The organism is Pontibacillus salipaludis (genome assembly GCF_014642405.1).
Taxonomy (GTDB): domain Bacteria; phylum Bacillota; class Bacilli; order Bacillales; family BH030062; genus Pontibacillus; species Pontibacillus salipaludis.
Genome location: NZ_BMIN01000017.1, coordinates 80560 through 91142, shown reverse-complemented (window position 1 = coordinate 91142; position 10583 = coordinate 80560). Strand labels below are relative to the sequence as shown.

The window sequence follows — 10583 nt, the reverse complement described above, 5'->3', positions numbered from 1 at the left end:
AATTTGCCTCCGGCTTCCTTCAGATTCCGGGTCACCCCGGACACCCTTGCCCTTGGCTAACGGCTACAACGACCTTCACCGTTCGGGACTCTAACCCTAAAGCTTGCGCCCATGTCGGGCACACATCCAAAAAGCCTAAATCGTAATAACGATTTAGGCTTTTTAATAGAATCTACTCCTAACTCATCATCTGCTCTACAACCCGAACCGCTTTCCCCTCAGAACGAGGGATGGAATTTGGTTTGTTCACACGAACATCTACAGAAACGAGACAGTTATTCTTCATGATGGTTCTGATCTGCTTTGATAAGGTGTCACACTTCTCATGCTTTAGATTCTCTCCGATACTTCCATAGAACGCTTCATCGACTTCGACCTGCAATTCAACTTGTTGCATACTTCCTTTACGCATTAAATGAAGCTGATAATGAGGAACAATCCCCTTTACCTGTAATAGAAAATGTTCAATCTCAGAAGGAAATACGTTTACTCCCCTTATAATAAGCATGTCATCGATTCGACCTTTCACCCTGGACATGCGCGTTGTCGTACGTCCACAAGCACAAGGTTCACGTGTAATCGAAGCGATGTCACCTGTACGGTAACGAAGAACAGGAAAGGCCTCTTTCGTTAAGCTAGTAAAAACAAGCTCTCCGTCTTCCCCATCTGCCACTGGCTCCATCGTTTCAGGATTAATGACCTCAACAAGGAAATGGTCTTCAGCAACATGAAGGCCATCTTGAGCTTCATGACATTCCATAGCCACCCCAGGCCCCAACACTTCACTTAGACCGTAAATATCACACGCTTTAATATCAAATTTCTCTTCAAGAGTGCGCCTCATCTCTTCAGACCATGGCTCGGCTCCGAAAATGCCGTATTTTAAGGACGTAGCTCTTGGATCTTTACCCATAAGCTCCATGCGCTCTGCAATATTCAACATATAAGAAGGAGTACCACAGATCACCGTCGGCTTGAAGTCCTCAATTAACGTAATCTGACGTTCGGTATTGCCCCCTGAGACAGGAACGGTAGCCATCCCTAACTCTTCACTCCCAAAGTGGAGACCAAGTCCACCTGTAAATAAACCGTACCCATAAGCATTGTGGAGGATCTCCCCCTTCTTCCCACCCGCTAAAGAGATGGCACGAGCGACAAGATCAGACCACATTTGTATATCCTTTTTTGTATATCCGACAACCGTCGGCTTTCCGCTTGTCCCAGAAGAAGCGTGTAGACGTACAAGTTCACTTCGATCTACTGCAAATAAACCAAACGGATAATGAGCACGAAGATCCTTCTTCTGCAAAAAAGGTAACTTCTGGACATCCTCAACGGTTTGTATATCACTCGGCTTCAGGCCCATTGCATCAAATTGATCCCGGTAAAACGGAACATGGTCGTACACCCGCTTCACTGTATCCTTAAGACCCGCTAGCTGCACTTGTTCCATATCACTTTTTGAAGCGCTTTCATTTTTGTGCAAAATCATACATCTTCCCCCATTTTCGCTTAGAATCATTCCTAAAACCAGGCAGACAGAACCAAAACGTATTGCACTAAATTATCGGATTTATTTTTATCGTTATATCATCTACTTACTAACTTATCTTGAAAGAAAAGGAAAGTCAACAAGTAATCAGAAAATTAAATCTTTTAAACCGGACACACTTTTCCTTTTGCTTATTCATCTATGAGATAATACCTTTATAGAAAAAGAGTAATGAGGTGTTACGATGAAGAAGATTTTTTACGGAGACAAAAAAGACCAATTTGGAGAAATAAGACTCCCAGAAGGAGAAGGACCTCATCCCGTTGCGGTTGTTATACACGGAGGATTCTGGAAAGAACAGTTCCAGTTGGATCTTATGCATGATGTTGCAGAAGATCTAACAGCTCAAGGCTTCGCTACTTGGAATATAGAATATCGTCGCGTTGGACAAGAAGATGGTGCTTGGCCCAATACCCTCTTAGACGTAGGGGCCGCTTTCGATTACGTACTTGAGCTTTCCAAAGAATATAATCTAGATACCACCAAAACCATTACCATTGGTCATTCAGCCGGCGGCCATTTAGCAATGTGGCTCGCAGGCCGTCATAAGATTCAGGCGACAAGCGATCTTTATATAGAACATCCCCATTCTGTAGCAGGAGCTATGAGCCTTGCAGGTGTAGTCGATCTTGAAACGATGCACGACGTTCACCATTTCAGAGATACGTCTATAGGAGCAGAACCAAACAACCCAGTTGCCGATTTATTAAAAGGCAGCCCTCAAGATGTAGCCGAACGACTAAAAGCTGCCTCACCACTTGAACTGCTTCCTTTTAACGTTCCACACGTCCTCATTCACGGGGCACTTGATATACATGTCCCTATTGGAATCAGCTCACGTTACCAGCGCATCGCTGAAGAACTGGCTGAGTTTGTGAAGTTTGTAGAACTTACAGAAGCCGAACACTTTATGTTGATCGACACAAAAACAGAAGCATGGGCAGCCGTACGAGAAGAAGTGGATCTGCTTTTACAGAGTATATAAACTCAAAAAGATCTTACTATAAGAAGAGACGAAGTTAGTAGACTTTGTGTGTAAATGGAGCCGTTACATATGTTGAGTAGTTAATGTTTCTAGGGGACGATTCGCTTTCCAAGGGCGAGATGTCAAGGTTCCTTTAATTTAGTTTGGGCGTAAGGCGGGCCTGTAGAGCGAAAGCGAACGAGGAGGCTTTCCAGCTATCCGCAGGAAAGCGAGTTGTCCCCGAGCAAGCCCTAAACCCCATATGGTAATGGCCCCTTCACACTAACTCTCACATCCACTTAAATATACAAACACCATTCAGAGCCCAGTGAATAAGATAAGAGCGTTCACTACAGGAGGCGATGATATGGAAAAGTATTTTAAAGCACGCTTAAAAGGAAAAAACGAAGTTCCACCAGTTGAATCTCAAGCATCTGGCTTCGCAAAATTTGTTGCAAATAAGCATGACACTAAAATTAAATTCGTACTAAAAGTGGAAGATATCGAAAATTTCGTTCAAGCCCATATCCACTTTGGCAATCGTGACCAGAATGGTCCTGTTGTAGCTTTCTTGTTCGGAGCAGATCTTGATACATTACCAAACCAAAACGGTATCTCAACTCATAAAGGTGTAGTAACTGGCATTCTAAGAGATGAAGACATTGTGAAGAACGACGTCGGCATTCACTCCATTGCTGACCTTCTCGATTGCATGAAAAAGGAATTAACGTATGTAAATGTGCATACAGAACAAAACCTTGCAGGTGAGATCAGGGGACAAATCATCCCTATACATGATAACTAATCATCCATAGACGATTTGAGGCAGATCTAGAAAAGCAAAATAAGTTTTCTGGCCGTGCGTATCTGCTTTTGAGCCATGCTCGCTCATTTTCTAGCCGTGCTCGATCGCTTTCTAGCCGTGCTCAATCGCTTTTGAGCCGTGATCGATCGCTTTCTGGCCGTGCCCGCACGCTTTTGAGCCGTGCTCGCTCATTTTCTGGCCGTGCTCAATGGCTTCCTAGCCGTGCTCGCTCACTTTCTACCCGTCCGCATCTGCTTTTGAGCAATGCTCATCCCTATTGACCTATGGCCAAATTACAACAACGAAAAGCCTGCACCTCTTATAAGAGATGCAGGCTTTTTCTATGAATACCACTTATGCCACATGTTGTCGTTTCGCCCTCTTACGAAACAATCCACCCGCTTCCTTGCCCAGGAGACGGCCGCCGGGCTTGAGCGGACACCACCTTGGGGGGCACCAAGGTCTTTCCAATTACTCCACTTCGTCCCTTTCCATGTTTTCTTCCATAAACTATTGTTATCACCTCGAACGAAGCAATCGATTCGGTTAGGAGACCATGATGAAGCTGCTGGTGCATTTTCAAATCCACCACGAGGAGCACCAAGGTTCTCCCAATTGCTCCAGCGGGAACCATCCCACCATTTATGCCATAGCTGATCCGTGCGACCACGTACGAAACAGTCAATTCGATTTGGCCCCCATGACACAGCACCAGGGGCATCGCGTAGGCCGCCTTGAGGAGAACCAAGATCTTCCCACCCACTCCACCTAGAACCATCCCACCACTTATGCCACATGTTGTTGTCTTCACCTTGAACAAAACAATCTAATCGGTTCGATTGCCATGATGCTACAGCCGGAGCACCTTTCATGCCTCTTGGTGGCGTCCCAAGGTCCTCCCAGTTGCTCCAGCGTGAACCGTCCCACCACTTATGCCACATTCGCTCATTACGGCCCCGAACAAAACAGTCAATGCGATTCTGCCCCCATGAAACAGCAGCTGGATAGCTTCTAAGACCTCCTCGCGGTGCACCAAGATTCTCCCACTCTCTCCATCGGGAACCATCCCACCATTTATGCCACATCGCGTTATCGTCCCCACGTACGAAACAATCCAATCGATTGGCCTGCCAAGAAGCCACTGCTGGCGCTCCCTTCATTCCCCCCGGTGGAGAGTCAAGGTCTTCCCATGACTTCCAACTGGCTCGATAGGCTGGTTCAATCCCATCTTGTACTATAGGCTGATCGGCATATGATAATGGAACTTGCGCCGCATCATAATATACAGGTTGCTGCTCGTTTCCATAGCCTCCCTGTCCAGCAAATCGGGCATCATCGTAATAAGGAGTTTGAAAAGGATAATAAGGATACATATGATATCCATTCTGATTCCACATTGATGTCCCTCCTATCTCAACTCATCTATACATGATATGCCCAAGAAGTGAGGATTAGAGGTCGTCCATTGAAAAAATGTCTTATTCCCCTTCTTTTTCGAAATCGGGGAATTTATTATGACGAACCAGGTCATAGATTACCCTTCCATTGCTAGGCTGACCATCAGGGTAATACACAGGAAGAAAATCAAATAAGACAAAGTAAAACGCATAGAAGATAAATTGGGTCCAAAACGATTCCATAGGAATACCATCTACGGCAAGAAGCGCATTGACTCCAATTGCTACGATGATATTACTTAATATGGGCGCAGAATATATGATGATATGAGCCCATTTCTTATCAAACTTTAAAGAATCGTAACTACACCAGCTGTACATAAAATAATAACGTCGCACTTCAAAGACTCCTATATTAAATACCTTCGGACCACATCCTACTGTTACCTTAGAACTGCTAGCCCCCAATAAATGACTCGCAATTAAATAGCCCCCTTCCCTTATAATGGATACAACGGGCAATATGATAAATGCTGATAGAATAAGTTTAATTACACCTGCAAATCCAAACATGTTTTCTTTCTCCTTTTCTTTCATTTCGCTTTTATCCACAAAAAAAAGCCGAAAAGACGTCACATGACGTCTTTTCGGCTTATGTCTAGCTCTATAGTCTAGCCCATTTCCACCTACATCGGTTTATTCTTTTGAATTATTAATACTATAAAACTCTGATCCAACTGAAAATCCCAGTCTACAAAAAGATCGGTAATCGAGACACCTAATATAGATTCATAGAGTCGACGGTCGAGCATGTCTTTCTCTAACCTTCGCTTACTTAAGCGCAGCGGTTGCTCATACCCTGATCGAATCAGTTCTTTCTCAATATCAACTAGGATTCCTTTACGCTGAATAACGAGGGTTCGATCATTCAAATAAAGTGAATTCGTTTCTTCCGGCTCTTTCTCCACCTGTCGGCTTACACGGTTAATCTCTTCATGCAGCTTCCCTTTGGCCGGATATTCATAAAATTGTTCATCCTTGTTTGCTTGATCTTCTGACAGGACGCCGAGAATGATACCCGTACGGTTTTCTAACGACCAGTCATAATATAAGTTATCAACTTGAAGGTCCGCCACAACCGTTAACGTGGCCTTCAGTTCATGTAAAACGTCTTTCATTAAAAGGTCCCGTGTCTCTTCCACCTTCTGATCGTGACCTTGGCTACGAAGGACACTCTCTGTGGGTGTGAGGAAATCACGAAGATAAAATGTTATAAACGGATGCTTAATCGACACATAGACAGAAGCTGGCCCTTTGCCATAATGCTCTCGTAAAAGCTTTCCTGTATAACTCGCTAATTCAGCTTGAACGGACTTCTCTTCCATATCTCTCAACCCTTTTCTCTCGCAGTTTCTACTATCATCTGATAGATATACTTACCACTTAAGAAAACAAGCTAAACAAATCGTTTAAGAAGCGTTCAAAAAAGCCAAAGAAGGCTGACCTTCGATGGCTTCGGTAGACAGTAATTGTGGTTTCTATTGTAGGAAAGAAGTTTATTCATCTATCCCACGGTAATTATAACGCGTCTGACATTATTTTTAAATAATAATGTTAAATGTTTCCGTTATTTTGAGTTAGTCCGAAATCAAAAGTCACACTTATATTTGAGAAGTCTTAGAGGATTGACCTTTCAATGGCTTTAGTCCTTTCACTGAAACAGGTGAAGCTTGCTTTTTCTGGTTTAAGTAAACATAGACAGCTCCTACAAAGAAGCCTCCGCCGATAATATTGCCAAGTGTAACAGGAATGATGTTGTGCATGAATCCTTCCAGACTCACTAAAGCTGTGTGAGGCGAGGATAATGCTAGTGAGAACAAAGCGACGTTTGCAATACTATGTTCATAGCCTGAAATGAAGAATGTGAACACAAGAAGCATCATTAGCATGATCTTCGAGATATCCTCCTTCACTTGCATAGGAATCCATACTGCCAAACATACGAGCCAGTTTGCTAGGATGGCTCGAAAGAAAAGCTGTGAAGTCGGCACATTCATCTTTTTCTCCGCAGCAGCAATAAGAAACGACTCTTCAGGAATAATGGCTTGAAGAAGACCGGTGAGATAAATGATTCCTGTAAAAAATAAGATTCCTACTACATTACCTGCATAGCAATAGCTCCATACCTTCACGGTATCCAACCAGGTTGTCTCTTTCCTTAAAGAGGATACAGTCAAATACATCGTGTTTGACGTAAAGAGTTCAGATCCACCATAAATAATTAAACAAAAGGCAACTCCAAAGAACAAAGCATTCAAGAGATAGGTTGACACTGCATGTTGCTCGTAAAAAGGTTGTGCAAGTTTAAAAGATAATATAATAGCAAATCCAATATAAATCCCAGCTAAAGCAGCTCGAATCAGGTAATGGCCTGGGTTCGCTTCAACCATTTCCTTCTTCCCTAAAGCTTTTTGTACAGTTTGGTTTATTGTGTTTTCCTCCAACTTAATCACCATCCGTCCTCTTTTGTGAACCTTTTCACATTTAATCATATGCCTGTCTTGGAAGGATCGCAACCTTTATCACTAATTTGTAATATATAGAAATTGGTAACGTTTACGTTCTAAATTTAAGTTGACAACATGATGTAATAAGGTTCTTACCAGTAAAGAAACCCCTCTTAATTCAAGAGGGGTTTCTAAACAATGGATACTCCTTAGTTATTCTCGAGCTTCGCTGAAGCAAACCCTAGAGCACAACCAAATATGGCTCCGCCTAATACTTCCACTGGCTGGTGTCCAAGTAGTTCCTTTAATTCTTTCTCCCGTTCCACAAATTCAAAACTTGGGAAATCACCAGCTAAAGAGGCAAAACTGTCTTCTAACTCATTTACAAGTCGTGCGATCTCACCGGTATGACGCCTTATGCCTTGAGCATCATACATCACAATAGCTCCAAAAACCGTAGCGAGCGCTGTTTCTGTGTGACGCGCTCCCTTATGAGAGGCTAAGTATGTAGCTAATGCACATACACCAGCGGAGTGCGAACTTGGCATACCGCCTGTCGTCGCAACCTGCTTCCAGTCCCAATTACCTGAAAGTTTCTTATGGGTTAAGATCTTTAGTCCTTGTGCGATTCCTATTGATGTTAAAGCTGTTAGAATGCCTCGATTCATTTTCTTCATCTCTTCACCCTCCGTTAAATCATTTCCAGTCAATCGTTTCTAATAAACTCATACCCCGAAATGAATAATCTTAAGCAATACGTAAGCTAATTATTGATATGAAAAACATCAAGCCTTTCCAAGCTCGGATAACGAAATGGAAATGGAATAAATGTTTCCGAGCAGAAACATACTAAACTTGATAAGAAGGAGGGATTCACATGGCAAAGAAAACAAAGAAAAACGACGCAGAACAAAAGCACAAAAAAGGATTTGATCCAAAGAAGATGGACGTTGAATTTGGACAAGAAGTAACAGGCGAATTCGGAAGTGCCGCTGCGAACAAAGCGCACAAAGAATCAGCTAAACGCGCTCGCAAATCCAAGAATCCTGAACAAAACTAAAAAAAGGACTTCCTCATAAGGAAGTCCTACTCTTTCTTACGCAAGATCCCATTATCAATACAGATCTCCGCATTAAACTCTTTATAACCCACTTCTTCAAACTCGATGGCGATCGCTGCGCCCCCATACTCTTTAATAACGCCAACACCAAACTTTTGATGCTCCACTTCTCGTCCAACCTCAATCTCATCCCATCCGAGCAAACTCTCATCAGATAAATCGGGAGCCGGCCGTTTACGTCGTGTTACGGCTCTCTTCTCATCAGGGAACTTGGCAATTCTGCGCACATTCGTGACGAACTGTGACTCAGACACACGTTCATCCCCTTTGTATCCATAAGTCAACAGTTCTAAATGAGTGCGCGCCCGAGTCATCCCTACGTAAAAGAGGCGCACCGCTTCTTCCATCGGGCCATATTCTTTCTTCCGATAACTGTCCATGTCTTCCTTCGAAGGCACAACACCATTGATTAGATCAATCATATATACCTTGTCATACTCAAGGCCTTTGGCGCTGTGGAACGTTGTTAAGGTAAGGGAACACGATTGCTTGTTATATTTAGACGTTTGAACCAATTGCTCAAGTTCCTTCAGCCGGTCTGCAAAACCTTTTAACGAACCGAGTCCTTCTGCAATCTCTTCAAGTGTGTTTAAAACTGTAAACAAATGTTCACCATTAAAGCCGAATTTCTCTACCATCTTCTGAATTGCTTTGTCGTATCCAAGCCGATCTCGTATGACACGGATCGCTCTCGCTGGTTCCATCTTATTCATCTCAGCGAATAGCTTCTTTGCCTGAGTCACGTTTTTCTTCTGATAAGAAGGAAGATCGGTTTCAAGGAGAAGATCAAAGACTGATTCTTGAGATGGACGACTTCTTAGAAACGCGATCTGACTTTTCGTGATATACGCATTAAACTTCGTATGAATTCTCTCTAATATATCCACGCGCCGATCATTGTAAGTGAGCCTCATAAAATTCAAAACATCCTCAACAATCCAGTGTTTGAAGAACTTTGCATCAATATCTTTCATGTAAAAGTCAATTCCTGCTTTACTGAGCTTATCCGCAAGCGGCACGGCTGAGGCATTATTCCGGTACAGAACAGCTACCTCTTCCTTTGGACCACTTTGCTTCACCTGATCCGTCACGTACTTTAACTGATCCTCATAGCTTCGCATAGCTTTAATGGCGATCGGATTGGATGAGGGATTTTCGGTGAACATTTCCTTATGAAATCGGTTCTGGTTTCGCTTAATAAACTGATTGGAGACTTCAACAATCTCAACTGAGGACCGGTAATTCTGCGACATTGTGAGGACAGTCGCGTCCGGGTACGTACCCTCAAACTTAAGAAGCTTCGTCACATCAGAGCCGCGCCACATAAAGATCGACTGGTCATCATCGGCTACGACACACAAATTATTCTGAGGCTTAGCAAGAAGCTCAACAATCTCATGCTGAACGACGGAGTTGTCTTGACTCTCATCCGTTAATATATACTCAAACTGCTGCTGATATCGATGCAGAATTTGAGGGTCATCCAACAAGCTCTGATGGCAATAGGTCAACATATCGTCAAAATCGAGCAGTAAAGAGTTGGTATACTCTTTCTTAAAACGTTCATAGGACTGATAAATTGATGCTGCATTCTTTACATTCGCCTTCACTTTATGAAGCTCTTTCCCACTAAGCATCCGGTTCTTCACGAAACTGATATACGTCATCAGTTCGTCCATCTCATCATCTGAGATTTGCGTCCCGTTCTCATCTTCAAAGAGCTTCTTTAAAATAAACTTCTTGTGAAGAGGCACATGCTCCCCCTGGAATCCTTTCTTCCACTCATCCTCATTAATTTGTCCTTCGATGAGCTGAAAGTCTTGGCCTTCTTTCCTTAAAGCCTCACGAACAACCTTAAAGGCAAAGCTGTGAATGGTTGAGAAATGAACTTTATCACTCGTGAGGTCAGAGAAGAATTCATCAAACCTCTCGGACATATCTTGAGCAGATTGCTTACTAAAGGTAATCGCCATAATACGATCCGGTCTAACCTTCTTCTCTAACAACAAGTATCCGATCTTCATATTAAGTGTTGTGGTCTTCCCTGAACCCGGTGAAGCTAGCAACAAGAGCGGCCCATCCGTATGCAACACAGCCTGTTGCTGCACCTCATTCAACCGAACCCCTGTCGCCTCTTCCATTCTTGTAAAGAAATCCATTAAAGCCTCTCCCTTTCCTTATCGATCGACAGAACAAAAATAGATGGAAGAAGGTCCGAGCACCCCTCTTCCATCTATT

Annotated in this window: 10 protein-coding genes; 3 read left to right on the top strand and 7 right to left on the bottom strand. The window is 43.2% G+C overall.

The window, feature by feature from the left end:
- Positions 1-178: 178 nt before the first annotated feature.
- A complete protein-coding gene (locus IEW76_RS16320) occupies positions 179-1492 on the bottom strand; it encodes a phenylacetate--CoA ligase family protein (protein ID WP_188655496.1) in 1314 nt (437 codons plus the stop codon).
- Between the two features lie 244 nt (positions 1493-1736).
- Here IEW76_RS16320 and IEW76_RS16315 point away from each other — a divergent pair, with 244 nt between their 5' ends.
- Together IEW76_RS16315 and IEW76_RS16310 are read left to right on the top strand one after the other, a co-directional pair.
- Positions 1737-2537 (top strand): alpha/beta hydrolase, encoded by an 801-nt coding sequence (locus tag IEW76_RS16315; protein ID WP_188655495.1) that lies wholly within the window; start codon positions 1737-1739, stop codon positions 2535-2537.
- A 346-nt stretch (positions 2538-2883) separates the two neighbouring features.
- On the top strand, positions 2884-3321 hold the full coding sequence (locus IEW76_RS16310) for a CHRD domain-containing protein (protein WP_188655494.1): 438 nt from the start codon (positions 2884-2886) through the stop codon (positions 3319-3321).
- Positions 3322-3662: 341 nt separating this feature from the next.
- Here IEW76_RS16310 and IEW76_RS16305 read toward each other — a convergent pair whose 3' ends face one another.
- From IEW76_RS16305 to IEW76_RS16285, 5 genes are all read right to left on the bottom strand, one after another.
- Positions 3663-4718: a PLL family lectin gene (locus IEW76_RS16305; protein ID WP_188655493.1), complete on the bottom strand. Its 1056-nt coding sequence runs from the start codon at positions 4716-4718 to the stop codon at positions 3663-3665.
- Positions 4719-4799: 81 nt separating this feature from the next.
- Positions 4800-5291 (bottom strand): hypothetical protein, encoded by a 492-nt coding sequence (locus IEW76_RS16300; RefSeq protein ID WP_188655492.1) that lies wholly within the window; start codon positions 5289-5291, stop codon positions 4800-4802.
- A gap of 113 nt (positions 5292-5404) precedes the next feature.
- Positions 5405-6103 carry a Na-translocating system protein MpsC family protein gene (locus tag IEW76_RS16295; RefSeq protein ID WP_188655502.1) on the bottom strand — a complete coding sequence of 233 codons (699 nt, stop codon included), beginning with the start codon at positions 6101-6103 and terminating at the stop codon, positions 5405-5407.
- Positions 6104-6379: 276 nt separating this feature from the next.
- The gene (locus IEW76_RS16290; RefSeq protein WP_188655491.1) at positions 6380-7234 is read right to left on the bottom strand and encodes a formate/nitrite transporter family protein; all 855 of its coding nucleotides are present in this window, start codon (positions 7232-7234) and stop codon (positions 6380-6382) included.
- Between the two features lie 200 nt (positions 7235-7434).
- The gene (locus IEW76_RS16285) at positions 7435-7902 is read right to left on the bottom strand and encodes a divergent PAP2 family protein (protein ID WP_188655490.1); all 468 of its coding nucleotides are present in this window, start codon (positions 7900-7902) and stop codon (positions 7435-7437) included.
- 200 nt (positions 7903-8102) lie between these two features.
- On the opposite strand from IEW76_RS16285, the gene IEW76_RS16280 reads away from it, so the two are divergent.
- Positions 8103-8285, top strand: a complete 183-nt coding sequence (locus IEW76_RS16280) for a hypothetical protein (protein ID WP_188655489.1) — start codon at positions 8103-8105, stop codon at positions 8283-8285.
- A 26-nt stretch (positions 8286-8311) separates the two neighbouring features.
- Here the strand turns inward: IEW76_RS16280 and IEW76_RS16275 are convergent, their stop codons facing one another.
- Positions 8312-10504, bottom strand: a complete 2193-nt coding sequence (locus IEW76_RS16275; RefSeq protein ID WP_188655488.1) for an ATP-dependent helicase — start codon at positions 10502-10504, stop codon at positions 8312-8314.
- Between the last annotated feature and the right edge of the window lie 79 nt (positions 10505-10583).

Excerpts from the sequence above, each read along its gene's own strand:
- IEW76_RS16320 (WP_188655496.1), bottom strand. The coding sequence starts at position 1,492 with ATGATTTTGCACAAAAATGAAAGCGCTTCAAAAAGTGATATGGAACAA.
- IEW76_RS16315 (WP_188655495.1), top strand. The coding sequence starts at position 1,737 with ATGAAGAAGATTTTTTACGGAGACAAAAAAGACCAATTTGGAGAAATA.
- IEW76_RS16310 (WP_188655494.1), top strand. The coding sequence starts at position 2,884 with ATGGAAAAGTATTTTAAAGCACGCTTAAAAGGAAAAAACGAAGTTCCA.
- IEW76_RS16305 (WP_188655493.1), bottom strand. The coding sequence starts at position 4,718 with ATGTGGAATCAGAATGGATATCATATGTATCCTTATTATCCTTTTCAA.
- IEW76_RS16300 (WP_188655492.1), bottom strand. The coding sequence starts at position 5,291 with ATGTTTGGATTTGCAGGTGTAATTAAACTTATTCTATCAGCATTTATC.
- IEW76_RS16295 (WP_188655502.1), bottom strand. The coding sequence starts at position 6,103 with ATGGAAGAGAAGTCCGTTCAAGCTGAATTAGCGAGTTATACAGGAAAG.
- IEW76_RS16290 (WP_188655491.1), bottom strand. The coding sequence starts at position 7,234 with ATGGTGATTAAGTTGGAGGAAAACACAATAAACCAAACTGTACAAAAA.
- IEW76_RS16285 (WP_188655490.1), bottom strand. The coding sequence starts at position 7,902 with ATGAAGAAAATGAATCGAGGCATTCTAACAGCTTTAACATCAATAGGA.
- IEW76_RS16280 (WP_188655489.1), top strand. The coding sequence starts at position 8,103 with ATGGCAAAGAAAACAAAGAAAAACGACGCAGAACAAAAGCACAAAAAA.
- IEW76_RS16275 (WP_188655488.1), bottom strand. The coding sequence starts at position 10,504 with ATGGATTTCTTTACAAGAATGGAAGAGGCGACAGGGGTTCGGTTGAAT.